We start from the raw sequence: 19982 nt of genomic DNA on the forward strand, positions 1-19982 counted from the left end.
TCCAGTGATTTCCTCTCTTTGTTTTGTGCATTTTTTCCAAAAGATAATCGTGGTTAACAGAATTTTTTCCAACATGCTCCACTCATAACTTCATGCAGCGAACAAAGGATAATCTTATCTAGGCAGGAAGACTTGGAGGGATCGTGATGAAGCACTTCCATACATGGGTAGGAACCGCAGGATTAGGAGCTGTCCTTCTTTTGACAGCCTGTGTGAATCAAGCGGCCCCGGCTCCGACACCACAACCGCCAGCACGTACTCAGTCATTGGCACCAAATCCAAATGACGCAACCGTTATTCCCAGCGTGGACCGCGACAAAAAATTCACGACAAATTCGCAAGGCCATACGTATAGCGGAATGGGCAATGCTCTATACAGCTCTATGGGCAGCTCACACCTGCACACGGGCGGTCCTTCCACGAAGCTGGAAGCCCAACTGAAGGCAGCGGGCGTTCACGGCGTCCAGGCGTTGATTGTGAATGATGCCATTTACCTGGCTCCTTCTACTGCCAATGCACAATCGATCAATCAAATGGACCCGATGCAGTCCCATCTCATCAGCAATTACTCCGGCAGCTCCAGTCGCGGGCATGATGCTGCTCGTACAAAATCAGGGAGCGGAACCGCAGGGACATTGGGTACGAGCGATCAGCAAAGCACTTTCGCACAAGCTCGCGCCCAAATCGAGCGTATTTACGGAACGGATACACCCGTGAAGGTCGTCAGCTCGAAAAAAGGCATCAAAGCGCTGGAAACGGTAAAAAAACACATGAGGGATCAAAAGAATAAGCAAGCCATGGCAGAACAGCTGAACGTGCTCATGCGTGAAGCAAAGCGGTAACCAAAGAAAAAGGGACAAGCATTTTCGCTTGTCCCTTCTTTATTTCGACAAAAAATCATGGATTTCGTTCACTGTCTCTTGCGGATGCGTCACCATCAGCAAATGTTGTGCTTCTGGTATCACTTTCACCTTGGCCTGCTTCACAATCCGCTGATAATTGGCGACTGCCTGTCGATGAAACTGTTGCTCGTCTTTTGATAAAAGGCTGTCGTCAGCAAGCAGTAAAAGCACGGGGCATGTCAGCTGTTGGAACAATTCCGATTGGCTATGGACGCTGTACTCTTGGAAATAAGCAGAGAACCCCTCCCTCGGCAAACGGTACCCGTAGCTGTCGTCTTCCCTTTTCAATAGCTCCTCTCGCATCCAGCCCTCTGGCATGACTCTCGTACCATATCGCTCTGCGAACTGCCTTTCTGCTTCCTCTACGGAAGAAAACCGCGTGGTAGCCAGCCGCTCGACAACCTTCTCCCTATTGAATCCGGGCACTTCTCCCAAGGAATAATAGCCTCCATCCAGCAAAACGAGCGAAGCTACGCACTTGGGCTCGCGGATCGCAAGCATCTGGGCAGGCACAGCAGAAAAGGACGCTGCGACAATCGTCACTTGTTCGAGCTGTTCTTTCTCCAACAGTTGAATCAAATCCGTTACGATCCTCTCAAACGAAAAGGAATTATCCTGGCTCTCAGAATTCCCGTGACCACGGATATCTACCGCAATCACCCGATATCGCTCTGCCAATGCTGGCACGATGGGCGCAAACAGTAGCTTCGTGTTGCGAATGCCATGCAAAAGCAGCAGCGCAGGTGCACCTGGCTTTCCGGTGACGCCGTACTCCAGCGTGCCCCCTTCTACCTGCAAACGATTGACCTGCGAAAACAATGCTTCGTTCATTTTGCTTGCCTCCTTACTAAATACGCCCCGGAATCAGCACGCCTATATGCTCTGGATGTAGTCTGGCGATGTAAAACAATGCTGCGACGATGCATACACTTGCCACTAACGTGATTACTTCTGTTTTTTTCCACCGTTTGCTGCGGTAAAAGCGATGCTGACTGTTACGCATGCGAAAGCCTTTGGCATCCAATGCATTGGCGATCAATTGCACACGCTTGAGTGAGTTGAAGATGAGCGGCACAAGCAAGTAGCTGTACTTCCTGATGCGTTCTGGAACATTTCCTTCGCTCGTCGACATCCCTCGTACCATCTGCGCTTCCCGAATGATCGCCAAATCATTTTTGACAAGGGGAATAAAGCGAAAAATGAGCGAGAGCAAATAGCTGATCGAAAACGGAACGCCAATCCCGCGAAGTCCCATTGCGATTTCTCTGGGCGAAGTTGTAAACACATAGTACATCGACAATAACGCGACATTTGCCAGTCGAAGTCCCATTCCCAATGCCCATAAGACACCGACATCCGTAATTTGCACGGGATAGTGGATCAACGGAATGGTGCTGCTCCAGTACGGAGTGCCTACATTGGTAAACGGCAGCCACGTAATCACAGCAAAGCACGAACCAATTCCACCAACCAACACGTACGCCTTAATCATGGAGCGCTCCCAGCCCAGCTTGGCAATCAACGCGATGTTTACCGCCAACAGAATGATAAGCGCACGTGGGTCCTGGAATAAAAAAGGGAGCAAGCCCAGCAGCACAAATACAAGCAGCGTGTAGCTCGGATGGGCATTCTTCATCTTAGATCCCCTCTCCCAGCAGCTGTTTTTTCATCGCTGTCAGCGTGAGTGGAATCGGATCATGGACATCCACTGCTTTCCCGAAACGATACATGGCAGGCGCTTCTACCTGGGCAGCAGCTAATACTTGCGGCTGCGAAAATACGTGCTGTGGGTCCCCGTCGCATAGCAGCTTTCCTTTATGCATAACGATCACTCGCTGGGCGTACTCCGCTACCAGACGCATATCATGCGTGATGACAATGATCGTATGACCTTCTGCGTGCAAATGCCGCACCAACTCCATCATTTCTTGCATGCCTCGGTAATCGAGACCGGTCGTAGGCTCGTCCAGCACGATCACCTGCGGCTTCATCGCCAAGATCGAAGCCACCGCAATCTTTTGTCGTGTGCCTTTGCTCGAAAAATGAGGCTCTTCGTCGCCCTTGTCGGATAACCCCACTGCTGCCAACGCTTCTGCGACAGCTTGCTCTATTTTTTCAGGCGGCCAGCCCATGTTTTTGGGCCCAAATGCTACCTCCGCCTTTATGGTCGAATGAAAGATTTGATGATCAGGATTTTGATAGCAATACGCCACGATTCTCGATAGTTGGGCAACGTTCATCGTCTTGGTATCGAGACCATTCACTTTGACAGTACCCTGTGTCGGCTTGTATAGACCGTTACAATGCTTAGCCAATGTCGTTTTACCGGAACCGTTTCCCCCGATGATGGCGACGAATTCTCCCTGTTTCAGTTGGAGCGAAACGCCATGCAGCACCGGCTTTTCCTTTTCATAGCCATACCAGACCTCATCGAATTCAATGACGATACTCACAGGCTTCCCTCCCGAACGAGCTGCCCTTCCTTGTAGTGGAGTGCCAGCTCCTCAACAGTCAGAGGCACACCAGCAGAGGACGCTGACATGACGCCTTCCTGGCATAGCATGTGATAGAGTCGGATGACATCCGGGACCAATATGCCATGCTCATCCAACACGTCCACTTGGGCAAAAAATTGGCGAGTCGGCTGGTCCAAAACGATTTTCCCCTCTGCAATCAGAATCATTCGGTCGCAAAAGGCAGCGAGCTCTTCTGTCGCATGGGACGATACCACAATCGTCATTTCTTTTTCCTGCTTCAGCCGTGCAAGAAGCGAGAAGACCTCCCGCGCTCCCACCGGGTCCAGCTCGGAAGTAGGCTCATCCAAAATGAGCACCTGCGGACTGTGGGAGAGAGCAGATGCAATTGCCACCCGCTGCTTTTCTCCCCCCGACAGCTCAAGAGGCGAACGATTAGCAAAGCCGTTCAATCCGATCAGATCGAGTACCTCTGCCATTCTTTTTTCAATTTGCTCGTCCGACCACCCGGCATTCTCAAGCGAGAAGGCAAGCTCCTCTTCGACGGTCAGCCCGATGAACTGCGTCTCCGGGTCCTGAAAGACGATGCCTTGCTCGCTTTTGGACTCGACACTCCCCTCGAAGTGTCCACCGTAGTTAGCCGGAATCAGACCTGACATCGTCAATAGCAGCGTTGTTTTCCCTGCGGCAGCAGGCCCGACAACGCCGACCACTTCCTCTGGATAGAGCGCCAGATGAATGTCCGCTAGCGCAGGCAGTGCTCCCTCTTCATAGTGCCAATTGACTCCGTTTACTCGCAGCAATGGTTCTGTTTTCACCTTGCGATCCTGCTTTCATTCCCGAGATAGTTGAAATCCTGCAAGGGGCGACCCCGGTATAGTCCAGAACGCTTCACGAATGGGTACAACAGCTTCAAGAGGATTGGCCCCAGAATCGCCGTTGAAATGGCTTGGTTCAAGAACACGGTTGGGATGTACCATACCGCCACTTCTTTTGGTGTCAGGCCCAGCGCCACATTAATCAAAATCGCACATGCTACTACTGCAGAGCTGATGATAACGACAAACACAATGTATTGAAGGACGCTCCGCTTTGTTTTCAGTGCAGGGTGACTCACAGCAAGCAACCCGATAAAGCCCCCCATAAAATTAGAAAAGAAACCGACCGCGATCGCATGAGGCGGTGCGCTTCCGGTTAACAAATCACTGACCATATTTCCAAAAGCAAGGCCTATGCACCCCGGCAAACCGAATAACATGCCAAATACGGGCTGAAGGGCATTGGCCGGACGGATCGGTACGGAAGGAATGAGCTTGATATTGGCAAGCATAATAATGGCAACAGCGTAGAGCGCGGCAGTAACGACAATCAGGACGTAATCTACGGTCGTCCATTTCCGCCGGAACAGAGTCGAAAGCATCAGAATAAACCCTCCTTGTGTCAAGTGTTAATGTTTGGAATATTCCTGTAGCCAGTTTACTCTCTCTTTACTGGATCGTCTAGAAGAGGGTGGGTAAAACCATTGGTTCTGGCTGTAGTGGTGGGGAGGAAACAGGAGAAAACGCTCAGCTTCTAGGGCCACCCCCTAGGGGGATTGACTGCCCGACTCCATGCAAAAAGCGAAACCGCGTCCAAAGTGGTCCAATCAGGATGTGTCTCAGAGGTGGACGCTTAAAGGCGCGTTTCGCTTTTTGCATGGAGTCTCGGTCGGTGTCCCTAAGATCTTCGCTGTTTTCTCCTGTTTCCTCTGCGAGCTGTTTGGTGTCCCCTTGCATTAATTAGGGAGAATAAAAAAGAGAGAGAATCATTGTTCTCTCCCTCCCGAATTCACTTTCAAATATTATTCAAAAGCCACGTTAGAAGAAGTGCATTTCCAGTCCAAGCGCCTCTGGAGCCCAACCTAGCTCCGGAATAAATGGTGGGGAATTTCAGCTTCACTTATGGAATCCTTCTTCGAAACTTCTACGTTTGAAGCGCTCCCACCATTTATTCCGGGGCGGGCAGTCAATCCCCCTCGCGGGGCGGAGGCCGAAGCGCAGACTGGAAATGCACTTCTTCTCCACGACAGCCACTCTACTCCTCAAACTTCACCATTTCCAAATTGGTTTTCTTGATCTTCACCAAGTACAGCAAATAGATCAAGCCGACAATGGTCCAGAGCAAGCCGAGCATCATGGACGTTTCTTCCAGGTTTACCCATAGGAAGGCGATGAACGTTGTCCCGATGAGTGGAGACAGCACGAAGCCCCACCAATCCTTGATATGCTTGTTCTTTTGTTTGCGGAAATAGTACGCCATTACGCTGATGTTCACAAAGCTAAAGGCGATTAGCGCGCCGAAGTTAATAAAGGAAGTTGCCGTTAACAAATCCATATACAAAGCGAACAGCATCAGCGCTCCGACCAGCAAGACGTTAAGCAAAGGAGTTCTTAGCTTCGGATGTACATAACCGAACCAGCGTCGCGGCAAAAATCCATCTCGTCCCATTGCGTACAATAAGCGCGTTACGCTCGTGACAGATACGAGCCCGGATGCCAGTGTCGAAGACAACGCTGCCGCCAAAAACACCAATTGAAAGATCGTCCCACCGATAAACAGAGCAATCTCCGCAGAAGCCGCTTCTGGATCAGACAATACCGAAACATCAGGAAATAATGATTGCATGAAATAAGATGCCGTAATAAATAGCGCTCCTCCTGCGAGTGCTACGAGCATAATCCCGCGTGGAATCGTCTTTTTCGCATCGACAGTTTCCTCCGTTAGCGTGGTTACTGCATCAAAGCCAAGGAAGGAAAAACAAAGAATCGCCGCACCGGAAAGCAGTGCAATGACAGATAGATCCGGTGACACAAATGGACGCAGGTTGAATACTTGTCCAAGCCCGTCCCCTTGCATAAGACCACGGATTGCCAATCCCGCAAACAACACGACGACCACGACTTGAAACAACACGAGAAACGAGTTGACGGATGCGGTTACGGTTACGCGAAATACGTTTAAACCCGTCACCAATACAATGAATCCAATAATCCACCACGCTGTCGACACGTCAGGAAACACGGACGATAGGTATACCCCCGTCAACAAAGCGTTAATCATCGGTAAAAACAAATAATCCAGCAAGGACGCCCAGCCTACCAAAAATCCTGCATAGGGATGAATCGTTTGTTGCGTATACGTATACGCGGTCCCTGCTGAAGGGAATAGCCGTACCATCTTTCCGTAGCTTGCCGCCGTAAACAGGATCGCAAGAAGTGTGACTGCATAAGCAGCAGGAACGTGCCCCCCCGTTTCTCCAGAAACAATGCCAAAGGTGTCAAAAACGGCCATTGGGGCCATGTAGCCCAGTCCAATTACGACAATATGCCGCAGCTTCAAACTACGCGTTAGTTCTGCTCTCCCGTTCACTGCCTGTCCCCCTTTTTGTAACAGAATAATTATACACGCCAATTTATAATCACGAAAGAAAAAAGCGCTGTTGCACACGGGTTCTCCATGCACAGCAGCGCTTGATTTATATGAGTATTTCCTATGCTTTTGGCAGTTCAAAGGAACTCTTCAACGATACAATTCGGTTGAATACGAGTTTATCATCTGTCGTATGCTTCGGATCGACATTGAAATAGCCATGACGGAAAAATTGATACTTGTCTTGTGGCTTGGTTTCTTTCATATTTGGCTCCACATAGCCTTGCAGCACTTCCAACGAATTCGGGTTAACGTTGTCGAGGAATGTGCCCTCTGCCTCTTCATCATCCATAATCAATGGCTCATACAAACGGAATTCAGCAGGAACCGCACTGGTCGCATCCACCCAGTGAATCGTACCTTTTACCTTGCGACCTGTAAAACCACTGCCGCTCTTCGTCTCAGGGTCATACGTGCAATGGATCTCGATCACATTGCCATCAGCATCCTTCACGACGTCATTGCATTTAATGAAATACGCGTGCTTCAGACGCACTTCATTTCCCGGGAACAAGCGGAAATACTTGCTCGGCGGGTTTTCCATAAAGTCATCCTGCTCAATGTAGATTTCGCGGGAAAACGGAATTTGACGATTGCCCATCTCTGGATTCTCCGGATTGATCTCCGCTTCGAGCATCTCGACTTGTCCTTCAGGATAGTTCGTGATGACGACCTTCAACGGATTCAAAACAGCCATCGTACGTGGTGCCTTCAGCTTCAGGTCCTCACGGATGAAATACTCCAGCATTTTCTCATCAACGGTGCTGTTAGCGCGCGCTACGCCTACTTCACGAGCGAATGTGCGAATCGCTTCCGGTGTATAGCCGCGACGACGGAAGCCTGCAATGGTTGGCATGCGCGGGTCATCCCAGCCGTCTACTACATTCTCATCGACAAGCTGTTTCAGCTTGCGCTTACTCATAACGGTGTTCGTCAGGTTCAAACGGGCAAATTCGTACTGGCGTGGTACCTTCTCCATTTCGCACTCGCGGACTACCCAGTCGTACAACGGGCGATGATCTTCGAATTCCAGTGAACACAGAGAGTGTGTCACGCCCTCAATGGCATCCTCCAACGGATGAGCGAAGTCGTACATCGGATAGATGCACCATTTGTCGCCCGTGTTGTGATGCGTCGCATGGGAGATTCGATACAGAACCGGATCACGCATGTTGAAGTTCTGAGAAGCCATATCGATTTTCGCACGCAGCACCTTTTCTCCGTCCTTGAATTCCCCTTGGCGCATCCGTGCAAACAGGTCCAGGTTTTCCTCCACAGATCGGTTGCGGAACGGACTATCTGTGCCTGGCTCTGTCCATGTTCCACGCATTTTACGCATGTCTTCGGGAGACAGATCGTCTACGTAAGCCAGACCTTTTTTAATCAACAGCACCGCACGGTTGTACATCTCTTCAAAGTAATCAGATGCAAAAAACAGCCCGTCCCAATCGAAGCCAAGCCATTGAACGTCCCTTTTGATGGCCTCTACGTATTCGATGTCTTCCTTCACCGGGTTGGTATCGTCAAAACGAAGGTTGGCCTTGCCGGAAAATTCTCGTGCCAACTCAAAGTTGAGGCAGATCGCTTTTGCATGTCCAATATGAAGATACCCGTTCGGTTCTGGGGGAAAGCGGGTAATGATTTCCTTTACTTTGCCCTCTTGCAAGTCATCAATCATGATATTGCGGATAAAATTGGATGCCGCTACCTTGTTTTCCAATGAAATCAACCTTTCACTTCACCTTTACATTCCATAATACTGATTCTCTACCCAGAGTTCAACAAAATCGGGTCGTTGACCGACCCGCTCACGTCTTCTGTTGCTGCCTCGTTTGCCATTGTGACCTGCAATACAGATGAATGACAGAATCAATGGCTAAGCGCTGCTCCGTGATCCCTCGAATCGTTTCGAGATGCTTCGGGGAAATCAAATGCAGCAAAGGCTGTTCAACATGATTGAAACGTTGGAATGCTTCCGCTGCAATCCGATCCCACTGCGGGTAATACCGAAGCAAGTCATCGGGCATTACGCGGGCGCGGTCCGTATCGGACTCGGGCAAACAATCAAAAGGTTCATCCAGATTTAACGTTCCATAATCATCGGTCAGCTCTTCTCCCGGAAAAATATCCCGTGCAGCCAATTCCAGATCATACATGGTCGGCACACAATTCGCATGAAAGCTGTGGTTCACGTATCTTGCCTTATCCCAACAAAGAATGTACTTTCCAAACTGGTTCTTGAATGAATATTTTTGCACGTCCTGTTTTCGTAATGAGTCAAGTCTTTCCACAAATGCAGGGTCCAATACCTGGTCCAAATCATCCTGTGCCCATACAATCGTTCCTTTTGGGATAAACCTTGTCGCAAACACACCGTACCCGATCTCATCGTTGATATAGCGCAATTCTGTATCGGGATGCATCATGGTCTTTGTTTCACTCCTTGGCGAATGTGCCTTTTTATCATCATAAGCAGTTCAGCCCCAGGAGGTGTGTGAATGTCTGCGAAAAACAACCTTCCCCACAGCATTCCTGACTATTTTTCTGGATTAAAATATTTTTCTTATTTACCACAAATGGTAAATAGTCTATATTATTGGCAAACGGAGTTTTAGGAACATTTTCCCACAACGATCGAATCAGTCTATGTGTCAATTTTGTACTTCATCCATTGATATCGAAACGGCATACCCGGGGAAATCCGGCGACGCAAAGCTACAGGGGCTACCTCCGCAACAGCGGACACGCTTGCCAGCTACCGAAGTATTGATGTAGGACGAGACCAATGATCCTATATCATTGGTCTTTTTTTGCGCTCGCAATGTCTATTTTTGTCTATTTTTGTATGTTTGTGTATTTTTAACTTTTAAAGGAGGTGAGGCAACAGCGGATAGCCGGTTTAATGAATCATTATTCTATTCATCATGAAGGAGGTTTCATAGGAATGTCATTCTGGAAGAAACTCTCGACCGTCGCGCTGACTGCTGTCATCGGGGTATCAACATTCTCTGGGGCACAAGCTGCTAATCGTCCAACATCGATGTCACCGAACGCAATGGTGACGACTCCTCACTATCTGGCTACGGCTGCGGCCCTGAAGACATTGGAAAACGGTGGTAATGCAGTAGATGCTGCTATTACAGCCGCTTCCACATTAGCTGTCGTCTATCCTCATTACACAACCATTGGCGGAGATAACTTCTGGCTCATCTACAATGCCAAAACAAAAGAACTGAAGGCGCTGAACGGCAGTGGTCGCGCAGGCGAAAAGGCAACCATCGACTATTACAAAGGCAAAGGCTACGAAAAAATCCCGTCCCGCGGTTATGAATCGGCAAACACTGTCCCTGGTGTCGTCTCCGGCTGGTGGGAGGCGTACAACTACGCCCATAAAAGCATGGGCAACAGTAAGCTTCAATGGCACAAACTGCTGGAGCCGGCCATTGGATACGCCGAGAACGGATATCCAGTCTCCCCCAACCAAGTATATTGGACGAAATACGCGACAGATCCAACTGACAATGACTTGAAAAATCTTCAACGTTTTGATGGATTCCGCAAAACATTCCTGAAGCCCAACGGCGATCCCTATGCCGCAGGCGAAATTCTTAAACAAAAGGATCTTGCCAATACTTTGCGAATCATTGCAAAAAAAGGCGCTGACGGTTTTTATAAAGGAGAAGTTGCTAAAAAAATCGTAGCAGACATGCAAGCCAACGGAGGATTGCTCACGTTGAAAGATTTTGAGAAGCACACCTCCACTTGGGCAGATCCAATTTCGGTAGACTACCGCGGTTATAAAGCGTACAACGTTCCGCCTAACTCCCAAGGCATGGCATCGCTCTCCATTCTTAATGTTCTGAATAATTTTGACCTCAAGAGCATGGGTGAAGGAACACCCGATTACTATCATACGATTGTAGAAGCTACCAAACAGTCTTTTGCTGACCGCGACAAATGGCTGACTGACCCTGCCTTTGTGGATATCCCTGTGGATGAGCTGTTGTCCAAGGAGCACGGGAAAGATTTAGCTGCGCGCATTGATATGAAGCAAGCCGCCAAATCCGTAGAACCGCTTGATCCAAAAGGCGATACAACCTGGTTCGGGATCGTCGACAAAGATGGCAATGCAGTGTCCATCATTCAGAGTCACTACTTTGACTGGGGTTCCGGCATCGTAGCGAAAGATACGGGCATCCTTTTGCAAAACCGCGGAAGCTATTTCTCTTTGGATCCCAAACACATCAATCACTTGGAACCAGGAAAACGCACTTTCCACACAATTAACCCAGCGATGCTCTTTAAAGGGGACAAGCCTTATCTCCTCTACGGAACACAAGGGGGAGAAGGACAGCCGCAAACGCAAGCCGCTCTCGTCACGCGTATCGTCGACTTTGGTTTCAGCGTGCAAGACGCAATCGAAGCGCCAAGATGGCTGCATGGACGCAACTGGGGATCTGCTTCCAACAATCTCAAGGTGGAAAGCCGCATCCCTCAAGAAGTCCTGGACGAGTTAATAAAACGGGGGCATCCAGTCGAAAAGCTGGAAGCAGCCTATACCGATTCGATGGGACAGTCCGGCGCAATCCTGATTGACCCGCAAACCAATGTAAAATTTGGCGGTGCTGACCCTCGCGGTGAAGGCGCAGCAATGGGATATTGATATTTTGTCAGGCTGCTGAGTAAATCTCAGCAGTCTACCTGTTTCTATTTCGCAAACACGGATTAGGAGTGGAAAAACCCTATGTTTTTGTTCAACAAACTCAGGAACAAAATGATCCTTTGGTTTCTCGTCGTGGCCGTCATTCCACTTGCTGCCGTTTCGTCTTTTATCACGAGCAGCTTTTCATCCATTCTGATTGATAAACAAAAATCATCCTATGTTGACCTTACTTCCAGTACAGCCATAGCTATGGATCAATATCTGGACCGGCGTATGACAGAAATTCAGGTTTTAGCCCGTACCTCGGATATTCAATCCGATGATGCAGCGGCAAAAAATGAATTCATCCGCAAGTTTACCGAGGAAATGAAACTGTATGACGGAAATACGTTTATCGCAAGCGATGGAAAAGTAACGGCTGATACGTTCCCCAAAAGCGTTGGAATCAATCTTGGCGAGCGCCAATTCTTCAAAGACGGTATGCAGGACAAGCCCAGCTTCTCCGATGTTCTTGTTGCGAAGACAACCGGCAATCGCTCTATCATCGTCGCTTCCCCTGTAAAAGCGAAAAACAATCAGAAGCTTGGTGTCTTGACAGGGCTTGTCAATGTAGATGACTTCACAGCTACATTTCTCAAAGATTTGAAAGTAGGCAACGATGGTTATCCGATTCTCGTTGATAACAAGGACCACATTCAGTACCATCCCACCCAGGATCTGATCGGAAAACCGCTTGAGGAATCCGCTCTGCCGCAACCATTAATGGAAATCCTTAAATCAGGAAAAACGGAAAAGGGCTCATACAGCTACTCGGACAATGGCAAGGACTACGTTGTCACCTATTCTCCCATTCCCAAGACCAACTTTGGTTTGTATCTGCATATCCCCGTCGAATCCATAACGTCTGCGGTTTCATCCGTTACCACCATGGTTACGATCATTGTCATCGTTGTTGTTGCTGTCGTCATCGCAATCGCATACGCTGTTTCCCGGCAAATCTCACGCCCTATTGCGGCAGTTGCCTCCGTGGCTAACCGTATTTCCGAGGGTGAACTGACTGTACAGCCCTTGCAGATTCGAACTAAGGATGAGGTTGGACAGCTATCTCAATCAGTAAACACAATGGTGCTCAACCTGCGAACGATTATTCAACAAGTAAATGATACAGCTTCAGATCTTGCTTCTTCAGCAGAGGAATTGTCGGTCAACGCCGACCATACGAGCAAGGCTACCGAACAAATCGCCATAACGATTCAGGAAGTAGCTTACGGTGCGGAAAAGCAAGTGAAGAGTGTAGAGGAAAGCGTCACTGCAATTCAAGGCGTATCGACAGGGGCTCAGCAGGTTGCCACGAATGCACAGCAAGCTGCCGAATCGGCTTTGGGCGCTTCCCAAATTGCAGTGGAAGGCAATCAGGCCCTTCAGGTCGTGATCAGCCAGATGCAATCGATCGAGAACACTGTCGGCAACATTGCCGATATCGTCAAACGATTAGGAAACAGCTCGCAGGAAATCGGACAAATCGTACAAGTCATCACCGCCATAGCTGAACAAACAAATCTGTTAGCACTTAACGCAGCTATTGAAGCGGCGAGAGCTGGTGAACAGGGGCGCGGATTCGCCGTTGTGGCAGACGAAGTACGCAAATTGGCTGAGCAGTCCGCGCAATCCGCGCAACAGATTAAACTGTTGATTACGACGATTCAGCTCGAATCCAACCAGGCTGTCCTTTCGATGGAACAGGGCACTAAAGAGGTCGCCACGGGACTTACGGTCGTTAACAATGCAGGCAAGTCCTTTGAACAGATCCAAGATGCTGTCACGCAGGTGGCAAGCCAAATTCAAGAAGTAAAGGCTTATTCTGAGCAAATGTCTTTTGGCACCAAACAGGTGGTAGAATTGGTCAGTGTCATTGAAGAAGTAGCGGAGAATTCTGCTGACGGAACACAAAGCGTGTCGGCCGCCACAGAAGAACAGCTGGCAGCTATGGAAGAAGTCAGTTCATCAGCTACTTCTCTGGCAAGAATAGCCGAAGAACTGCAATCTCATGTAAGCAAATTCAAGATATAGTCCAAACAACGAAAACAAGGAAAGCCGCCATGCATGTTGCCCGGCGGCTCTTTCCTGCTTGCGCTTATACAAACTCCCACATCCGGTCAGGATGGTTCGTGCAAATTTGAACCTGAGGATGCCACGAAATGACTTCGCGGATATGCTTCGGATCATCCAGCGTCCACGCGATGACTTTGAAGCCTTTTTCAATCGCGGCTACAGTTAGCTCGCGAGTCAGGAACGGATATCCCATGGAGAGAATCGTAGCACCTGCTGCCTCCATCTGTTCCAGCATGAGTACAGGGCGACCATATACAATCAGACCTGTCTGCACTTCTTGATCGAGCGTGCGTACGTGACGGATCAAATCGTGGTCAAATGAAGTCAGGTACACCTCTTGCTTCATGCCATGCTTTTCTACAAGCGCGAGCACCTTTTCTGCGATACCAGGATACATGTCACTTGTTGCTTTCAACTCGATATTTAGCGTGCAGCGACCTCTTACTGCGATCAGTACTTCCTCGAGTGTAGGGATTTTTTCGCCTGCAAACTTGTCGCCAAACCAGCTCCCTGCATCCAGCTCACGCAGCTCTGCCAAGGTATGATCCATGACCAGACCGCGGCCATTGGTCGTGCGTTCCAGCGTAAAATCATGAATCAGCACCGGAACACCGTCACGCGTCAGCTGTACATCAATTTCCATTGCTTTGATAGCTGGCTCTGCCAAAGCCAATCGAATCGCTGTCATTGTATTCTCAGGGACTTTGCCTGACCACCCGCGATGTGCCATACAAATGTTCATGTCGCCAGCTCCTCTATCGTTTCGTTTCTGTTATTTTTTCAAAAGCTTGCTGCCTTTTTCTGTCGCCGCCTGCATCGCTTCATCTACAGTCGCTTGGCCTAGCATCGCACGCTGCAGTTCTTTTTGAATCACATCCTGCAATTCTTTGTAGCCTGGAGCCATTGGACGAGGATAGCCGTATTGCAGTTGATCTACCGCGACCTTGAAGTTTGGATCTTTTTCATAGAAAGCCTTCATTTCAGCCGAATCGATTGCCTCTGTCGTAACAGGCATATAACCGGAAGCGATTGACCAAGGAACTGTTTGCGCGGTGTCGGTCATCCACTTCATGAATTCCCACGCTGCTTTTTTCTCTGCATCGGTCGACTTCGCCAGCATCACGAGATTCGCGCCGCCCGTTGGCGTACCAAACGTTTTATTGGCTGGCAAGAAAGCTGCACCCATGTCAAATTTGGCATTTTTCTTCAATTCCGTCAAGGAACCAGTCGAGGTAAAAATCATGCCCACTTTTTGATTCAAGAAGTCTTGCTCCGCTACATCCCACGCGTTGTAATTCTCCCCTGGAGGGTTTTTCATAATGCCTTCCTTCACCATTTTGGACCAGAGCTCAAGCGGTGCCTTTCCTGCTTCATTGTTGATGGTCAGCTCCTTGCCGTCCTCGCTCAGGATGTTGCCCCCGCCTTGGAAAACAAGCGCTTCGTAGAACCAAATATCAACAGGCGTCGAGAAGCCGTACCGGGTAATTTTGTCTCCCTCTTTTTTGCTCAGCTTTTGCGAGAAGCTGACGAGCTCATCCCACGTTTTCGGACCGTTTGAATCAAGTCCTGCTTCTTTTAACATATCACGGTTGATGTACAGCAGTGGAGTGGAGCGGTTAAATGGCACTGCGTACAGTTTGTCATTCCAATAAGAGTTTTTCATAAGACCAGGAATGTACTTCTTTTCATCCCCCTGCGAGTAAGGCGTCAAATCTTCCAAAACCTTTGCATCCGCAAATGCCGCGATTGAAGCGATCTCGACCATCGTGACATCTGGATTGTTGCCCGCTGCTACAGATGCCAGTACTTTCGAGTGATTCTCTTGATACGCACCTTGGTAGGCTGGTTTGACGACAATATCTTTATGTGTTTCATTGAATTTTTTGACCATATCCTCAATTGTTTTCCCACGAACGCCACCCAACGCATACCAGAAATCAATTTCGACAGGGCCGCTGGATGCTGTAGACGCTGCCGGCTGAGAAGTGCTGCCAGTACTAGCAGACTGTTCTTTTCCAGATGATCCGCACCCAGCCAACACTCCTGACAATCCGATAGTCAATGCACATAGAATCGTTCCAGTCTTTTTCATGGAAAACATGGTTTGATTTCCTCCCTAAGAGCTATCTTTTATTATTTGGATTGATAGATGAACGCTTTGATAATATGCCGTTGTGCCACGAAGAAAATCACGAGAATCGGTAGAATGAGGATCATGTTGCCCGCCATCATGACGTTCCACAAGGTTCCGCCGTCGGACATGTGCAAGCTGGATATTCCGATCGGCAAGGTGCGAACCTCGTCGCTGTTGGTCATAATCAGCGGCCAGAAATAGTCGTTCCAATGGTAGATAAAGCTGAAAAGTCCGAAAGTGACCAGCACAGGCTTCGCCATCGGCACCATGATCGTCCACATGATCTTCCATTCGGACGCGTTATCCAGACGTGCTGCCTCGATCACTTCATCGGGCACCTGCATGAATGCTTGCCTGAGCAGGAAGATCCCGAAAGCACTGGCTGCGTACGGCAGGATGAGCGACCACAGCGTATTGACGAGTCCCCAGCCACTCAATTGCACGTAAATCGGCAAAAAGATGACTTGTCCGGGAATCATCAAGACAATCAAGACGAGACCGAACAACAGATTGCGACCGGGAAACTTGTAGCGTGCAAAAGCGTAAGCTGCGGGCACCGCCGTCAAAAATTGCAGGATCAAAATCCCCACCGCAACCAGAATGCTGTTCCAGGTAAACATAAGGAACGGACCTGATTCCCACGCTTGGGCGAAGTTGCTCCACTCCCACGTCTCAGGCAAAAGCGTCGGGGGAAATTGCCGGACCTCTGGCATCGTTTTGAAAGCCGTCGATGCCATCCACAGAAACGGGAACACAAACAGGAAAGCCACGATCAAAAGCCCAATCCATTCCACGGTCTTGCGTGAAGCCAAAACCACTCGATACATGCTGCTCCTCCTTTCTCACGAGTTCATCAGCGATAATGCACGCGCTTGGACATCACCAGGAAATGCAGAGCTGTTAAAATCCCAACCAGTATCAGCAAAATGACAGAGGCAGCCGAAGCAATCCCGCCATTGTAGAAGTCCATGCCCTGCTCGTAAATGTAGTAGACAAGCATGTTCGTACTATTGATTGGACCACCCTGTGTCATAATGGCAATCGTGTCAAACGCTTGAAAGGATGAGATCGTATTGATAATGAGCAAAAAGAAAATCGTCGGCGACAGCATCGGTATCGTAATACGCCTCAGCGTCCGCCACCACGGCGATTGATCGAGCGCCGCTGCCTCGTATATATCGCCCGGAATGCTTTGCAAACCTGCGATGAAAATGAGTGTGTTATAGCCGACACCTTTCCAAATGCTGACGATGATCAGTGACAACAAGGAGCTTTTCGGGTCAGTCAGCCATGTATACGCAGGCAATCCGACCGCTTCCAGTCCTGCGTTCAACAGGCCAAACTGCGGGTCCATCAGCCACATCCACAGCATCGAGACAGATACCAGCGAAATGATGTGAGGACTGAAAACAGTCGCCTGAATAATGCCGTACACCTTTGCCTTTTTGTTCAGCCATAGTGCGAGCAGGAAAGATAGTGTCAGGCCGATCCCTACTGTCGCAATGGTAAAGACTGCGGTATTTCCCAATACTTGATGAAAATCCCCGTCTACCATCAAGTCCTGATAGTTTTGCAAGCCTACCCATTCCATTTGCTCCAGATTGATCAATGACCAGTCCTGAAAGCTCAAATAAATGATCGAGCCAATCGGGTAAAAGAAGAACAGGACAAAGCAAATCAATGCGGGTGCCAGATACAAGTACGGACGCAGTCGGGACGCTAGGTCAGACCATGCGAGTGTAGACGGACGCACTTCTGTTTTCGACTGGCTTACACCAGGCAACTCCTGTACAGTTGCCGCTTTTCGCATCAGCTATCCCCTCCTGCACGTGTCGATACAGGCTCTCGTCCACTCATACGACCCACTCGTTTTCCGCTACCCTTTTCGAACACATACATGTACTCCCACTGCACAGTGACCGTGACCGAGGAGCCGACCTGCATCGCTACCTCCGAGTCCGCTTTGACGATGACCCTGCCTTTTTCCGTCTCTACGTGAAGGAGCGTGTCTGAGCCAAGAATTTCCCTGGATACGACCTGACCTCGTGCGTTCCACATCTCTTCGCTCGTAATGGCAGAGACAGCCAGAGGCAACAACACTGCTTTTTCCGGGCGGAATCCCCATACGTGCTCACTCTTGCCCTCCGCTGAAACAATGTTCATCGGCGGAGAACCGATAAATTGGGCAACAAACAGATTTTCCGGCTCCTGATACAAATCCATCGGGGCCGCTACTTGCATAATGTGTCCGTCATTCATGACAACGATCTGATCGCCCATGGTCATCGCCTCTACCTGATCATGTGTCACGTAGATGAAGGTGCTGCCGAGCTGCTTGTGCAGGCTAGTCAATTCCACACGCATCTGATTTCGCAGCTTTGCATCGAGATTGGAGAGGGGTTCGTCCATCAGGAAAACCTTTGGCTTTTTCACCATGGCCCTCGCGAGTGCAACACGTTGCCTTTGACCACCGGAGAGCTGAGAAGGCTTGCGCTTGAGATAATCGGTTAGCCCGACGATTTCCGCGATCTCCTCTACCAGCACCTGACATTCCTTTTTCGATGTTCCACGATTTCTCAAGCCATAAGCGATATTGTCGTACACGTTCATGGTTGGGTAGAGGGCGTAATTTTGAAAAACCATCGCAATATCACGCTTGCCAGGTGGCAATTGATTCACTGTTTGATCACCGATCATGATTTTGCCGTCCGTCACTGTTTCCAAGCCAGCGATCATCCTGAGTGTGGTTGATTTCCCACAGCCGGACGGACCTACCAGAACCGTAAAGGAGCCATCTGGAATGACCAAATCCAATCCTTTGACCACACTTTGATTCTGAAAGGCTTTCGTTACCTGCTCCAACACCACACGTGCCATCTGTTTTTATTTCCCTCCTTGCGCCTTTGCGGCCAGCATTTCCGTAACAAATGTCTCAAAATCGGCGTAGCGGTAATCCGGAGAAGCGTAGAGCCATTTCTCTTGTCCGTACCACTCCAGCACGACAGATTGCACGCCCGCTCCTACCGCAGCCAATACATCATAGCGACTGTCACCGATCATCATGGCTTGCTCGGGACTTTTGCCTAGCGCTCCCAGCGCTTTTTGTACAGGCTCAGCCGACGGCTTGCCTCGTGATACATCATCGACCGTGACGATTGCCTCAAACAGATGCTCAATTCCTGCCATCTCCAGACCCGCCAATGTAAACTCCCGTTGCTTGTTCGTGACGATCGCCATCGTAAAGCCCGCCGCCTTCAGCTTTTCCAACCCTTCGCGAACAAACGGAAACAGTTTGACGTGTTCTTCATGATGCTCCCGTACATAGGCGAAGTATCTCTGCAGCACTTCCTTTTTGTCAGGGACGCCCGCTGCTGTAGCAACTGCCGCCAAAAAATCATCAAACGATTCGCCAAAACGTGCGAGCAGCTCTTCTCTGCTAAAATGTCCCGGTGCGTACTGCTCAGCCGTAAAAGCAACGGCATCCACGACCGCATCCCGACTGTCCAGCAAGGTCCCGTCCAAATCAAATAACAACGCTTGAATCAATGTTCATACACTCCTTCCACAGCAGGGGATTTCCGACTGAAACAGCTGTCGCTCCATGCTTCAATACTTCCTCCATCTGTTCCCGCTTGCGAATCAGCCCGCCTGAAATGATCGGGGTATCGATCACACTTCGAAATTCTTCGATAAACTCTGGCAGCAAACCAGGCATCAGCTCAACAGCGTCAGGCTGTGTATCTTGCAGGGAAGTTAGGCCTGATTTAATCGAGTCGCTATCGACCAAAAACAAACGCTGAATCGTCAGCAGGCCTTGCTTTTTCGCCAGCTTGACCAGTGTGTTGCGCGTAGTGACGATCCCGTCTGGCTTGACGTAATGCGCCAGAAATGCGATGCCTTCCCGGTCATGACTGATTCCGCCAATCCGCTCCAAATGAAGAAATACAGGGATATTTTTCGACTTGAAATAATCCACGTAGCCTTTGATCACACCAATGTTGCCAATCGAGAGTACCGCAGCACTCAATTTTGCCTCTGCCGCTTTTTCCAGGTACTTCGCTTCTTTTACGGAAGCGATTAGCTTGTACTGTGCCAGTCTTGCATGAAACTGTTCCTGGTTCACTCGTTTAAGCCTCCTTATGCCCAAGACAAAAAACCCTGCGACATGACAATGCCAAAGAACTCTCGATGAAAGTGCTTGGAAAGGCTGTCGGGGGTTTCTCCATGGC

Annotated in this window: 18 protein-coding genes and 1 riboswitch; of the genes, 3 read left to right on the forward strand and 15 right to left on the reverse strand. The window is 49.4% G+C overall.

All coding sequences use genetic code 11. From position 1 onward, the window contains the following. Positions 1-146: 146 nt before the first annotated feature. Positions 147-842, forward strand: a complete 696-nt coding sequence (locus tag EL268_RS30180) for a hypothetical protein (protein WP_106654846.1) — start codon at positions 147-149, stop codon at positions 840-842. Between the two features lie 39 nt (positions 843-881). Here the strand turns inward: EL268_RS30180 and EL268_RS30185 are convergent, their stop codons facing one another. The 8 genes from EL268_RS30185 to EL268_RS30225 all read right to left on the reverse strand — a co-directional run bounded on the left by EL268_RS30185 (position 882) and on the right by EL268_RS30225 (position 9270). Beyond that, a complete protein-coding gene (locus tag EL268_RS30185) occupies positions 882-1733 on the reverse strand; it encodes an alpha/beta fold hydrolase (protein WP_106654847.1) in 852 nt (283 codons plus the stop codon). Between the two features lie 16 nt (positions 1734-1749). After that, positions 1750-2538 carry an energy-coupling factor transporter transmembrane component T gene (locus EL268_RS30190; RefSeq protein WP_106654848.1) on the reverse strand — a complete coding sequence of 263 codons (789 nt, stop codon included), beginning with the start codon at positions 2536-2538 and terminating at the stop codon, positions 1750-1752. Between the two features lies 1 nt (position 2539). Next, complete coding sequence (locus EL268_RS30195; protein WP_106654849.1) at positions 2540-3355, reverse strand: energy-coupling factor ABC transporter ATP-binding protein; 816 nt, start codon at positions 3353-3355, stop codon at positions 2540-2542. Further along, entirely contained in the window at positions 3352-4194 is an 843-nt protein-coding gene (locus tag EL268_RS30200) for an energy-coupling factor ABC transporter ATP-binding protein (RefSeq protein ID WP_106654850.1), read from the reverse strand. The genes EL268_RS30195 and EL268_RS30200 overlap by 4 nt, the downstream gene beginning before the upstream one ends. Continuing rightward, the gene (locus EL268_RS30205) at positions 4191-4796 is read right to left on the reverse strand and encodes a QueT transporter family protein (RefSeq protein WP_106654851.1); all 606 of its coding nucleotides are present in this window, start codon (positions 4794-4796) and stop codon (positions 4191-4193) included. Before EL268_RS30205 ends, EL268_RS30200 begins: the two co-directional genes overlap by 4 nt. 653 nt (positions 4797-5449) lie before the next feature. Beyond that, positions 5450-6784, reverse strand: a complete 1335-nt coding sequence (locus EL268_RS30215) for an APC family permease (RefSeq protein WP_106654852.1) — start codon at positions 6782-6784, stop codon at positions 5450-5452. Positions 6785-6905: 121 nt separating this feature from the next. After that, positions 6906-8573 (reverse strand): glutamine--tRNA ligase/YqeY domain fusion protein, encoded by a 1668-nt coding sequence (locus EL268_RS30220; RefSeq protein ID WP_106654853.1) that lies wholly within the window; start codon positions 8571-8573, stop codon positions 6906-6908. A 79-nt stretch (positions 8574-8652) separates the two neighbouring features. After that, on the reverse strand, positions 8653-9270 hold the full coding sequence (locus EL268_RS30225) for an SET domain-containing protein (RefSeq protein ID WP_106654854.1): 618 nt from the start codon (positions 9268-9270) through the stop codon (positions 8653-8655). A gap of 248 nt (positions 9271-9518) precedes the next feature. Next, a riboswitch (cyclic di-GMP riboswitch) is annotated at positions 9519-9607 on the forward strand. A gap of 181 nt (positions 9608-9788) precedes the next feature. Between EL268_RS30225 and ggt the strand changes: the two genes are divergently transcribed. Together ggt and EL268_RS30235 are read left to right on the forward strand one after the other, a co-directional pair. After that, on the forward strand, positions 9789-11507 hold the full coding sequence (gene ggt / locus EL268_RS30230) for a gamma-glutamyltransferase (protein WP_106654855.1): 1719 nt from the start codon (positions 9789-9791) through the stop codon (positions 11505-11507). An 81-nt stretch (positions 11508-11588) separates the two neighbouring features. Continuing rightward, entirely contained in the window at positions 11589-13577 is a 1989-nt protein-coding gene (locus tag EL268_RS30235) for a methyl-accepting chemotaxis protein (RefSeq protein ID WP_106654856.1), read from the forward strand. 64 nt (positions 13578-13641) lie between these two features. On the opposite strand, the gene EL268_RS30240 is transcribed toward EL268_RS30235, so the two are convergent. Genes EL268_RS30240 through EL268_RS30270 form a run of 7 tightly spaced genes read right to left on the reverse strand, consistent with a single transcriptional unit; the run spans position 13642 to position 19876 of the window. Continuing rightward, positions 13642-14361 carry a glycerophosphodiester phosphodiesterase gene (locus EL268_RS30240; protein ID WP_106654857.1) on the reverse strand — a complete coding sequence of 240 codons (720 nt, stop codon included), beginning with the start codon at positions 14359-14361 and terminating at the stop codon, positions 13642-13644. 30 nt (positions 14362-14391) lie between these two features. After that, positions 14392-15720 (reverse strand): ABC transporter substrate-binding protein, encoded by a 1329-nt coding sequence (locus tag EL268_RS30245; RefSeq protein ID WP_106654858.1) that lies wholly within the window; start codon positions 15718-15720, stop codon positions 14392-14394. A 32-nt stretch (positions 15721-15752) separates the two neighbouring features. Continuing rightward, a complete protein-coding gene (locus EL268_RS30250) occupies positions 15753-16580 on the reverse strand; it encodes a carbohydrate ABC transporter permease (RefSeq protein ID WP_106654859.1) in 828 nt (275 codons plus the stop codon). 26 nt (positions 16581-16606) lie between these two features. Beyond that, the gene (locus EL268_RS30255) at positions 16607-17563 is read right to left on the reverse strand and encodes a carbohydrate ABC transporter permease (protein WP_106654860.1); all 957 of its coding nucleotides are present in this window, start codon (positions 17561-17563) and stop codon (positions 16607-16609) included. Further along, entirely contained in the window at positions 17563-18630 is a 1068-nt protein-coding gene (locus EL268_RS30260; RefSeq protein WP_106654861.1) for an ABC transporter ATP-binding protein, read from the reverse strand. The genes EL268_RS30255 and EL268_RS30260 overlap by 1 nt, the downstream gene beginning before the upstream one ends. A gap of 6 nt (positions 18631-18636) precedes the next feature. After that, positions 18637-19299 carry an HAD family hydrolase gene (locus tag EL268_RS30265; RefSeq protein ID WP_048035180.1) on the reverse strand — a complete coding sequence of 221 codons (663 nt, stop codon included), beginning with the start codon at positions 19297-19299 and terminating at the stop codon, positions 18637-18639. Next, positions 19277-19876 (reverse strand): glycerol-3-phosphate responsive antiterminator, encoded by a 600-nt coding sequence (locus tag EL268_RS30270; RefSeq protein WP_106654862.1) that lies wholly within the window; start codon positions 19874-19876, stop codon positions 19277-19279. Before EL268_RS30270 ends, EL268_RS30265 begins: the two co-directional genes overlap by 23 nt. Positions 19877-19982 lie beyond the last annotated feature (106 nt).

Source organism: Brevibacillus brevis (assembly GCF_900637055.1).
In the GTDB taxonomy this organism is placed as follows: domain Bacteria; phylum Bacillota; class Bacilli; order Brevibacillales; family Brevibacillaceae; genus Brevibacillus; species Brevibacillus brevis.

What these genes read in the sequence shown, in the direction of transcription:
- EL268_RS30180 (WP_106654846.1), top strand. Translation starts at nt 147, where the DNA reads ATGAAGCACTTCCATACATGGGTAGGAACCGCAGGATTAGGAGCTGTC.
- EL268_RS30185 (WP_106654847.1), bottom strand. Translation starts at nt 1,733, where the DNA reads ATGAACGAAGCATTGTTTTCGCAGGTCAATCGTTTGCAGGTAGAAGGG.
- EL268_RS30190 (WP_106654848.1), bottom strand. Translation starts at nt 2,538, where the DNA reads ATGAAGAATGCCCATCCGAGCTACACGCTGCTTGTATTTGTGCTGCTG.
- EL268_RS30205 (WP_106654851.1), bottom strand. Translation starts at nt 4,796, where the DNA reads ATGCTTTCGACTCTGTTCCGGCGGAAATGGACGACCGTAGATTACGTC.
- EL268_RS30225 (WP_106654854.1), bottom strand. Translation starts at nt 9,270, where the DNA reads ATGATGCATCCCGATACAGAATTGCGCTATATCAACGATGAGATCGGG.
- ggt (WP_106654855.1), top strand. Translation starts at nt 9,789, where the DNA reads ATGTCATTCTGGAAGAAACTCTCGACCGTCGCGCTGACTGCTGTCATC.
- EL268_RS30235 (WP_106654856.1), top strand. Translation starts at nt 11,589, where the DNA reads ATGTTTTTGTTCAACAAACTCAGGAACAAAATGATCCTTTGGTTTCTC.
- EL268_RS30240 (WP_106654857.1), bottom strand. Translation starts at nt 14,361, where the DNA reads ATGAACATTTGTATGGCACATCGCGGGTGGTCAGGCAAAGTCCCTGAG.
- EL268_RS30245 (WP_106654858.1), bottom strand. Translation starts at nt 15,720, where the DNA reads ATGTTTTCCATGAAAAAGACTGGAACGATTCTATGTGCATTGACTATC.
- EL268_RS30250 (WP_106654859.1), bottom strand. Translation starts at nt 16,580, where the DNA reads ATGTATCGAGTGGTTTTGGCTTCACGCAAGACCGTGGAATGGATTGGG.
- EL268_RS30255 (WP_106654860.1), bottom strand. Translation starts at nt 17,563, where the DNA reads ATGCGAAAAGCGGCAACTGTACAGGAGTTGCCTGGTGTAAGCCAGTCG.
- EL268_RS30260 (WP_106654861.1), bottom strand. Translation starts at nt 18,630, where the DNA reads ATGGCACGTGTGGTGTTGGAGCAGGTAACGAAAGCCTTTCAGAATCAA.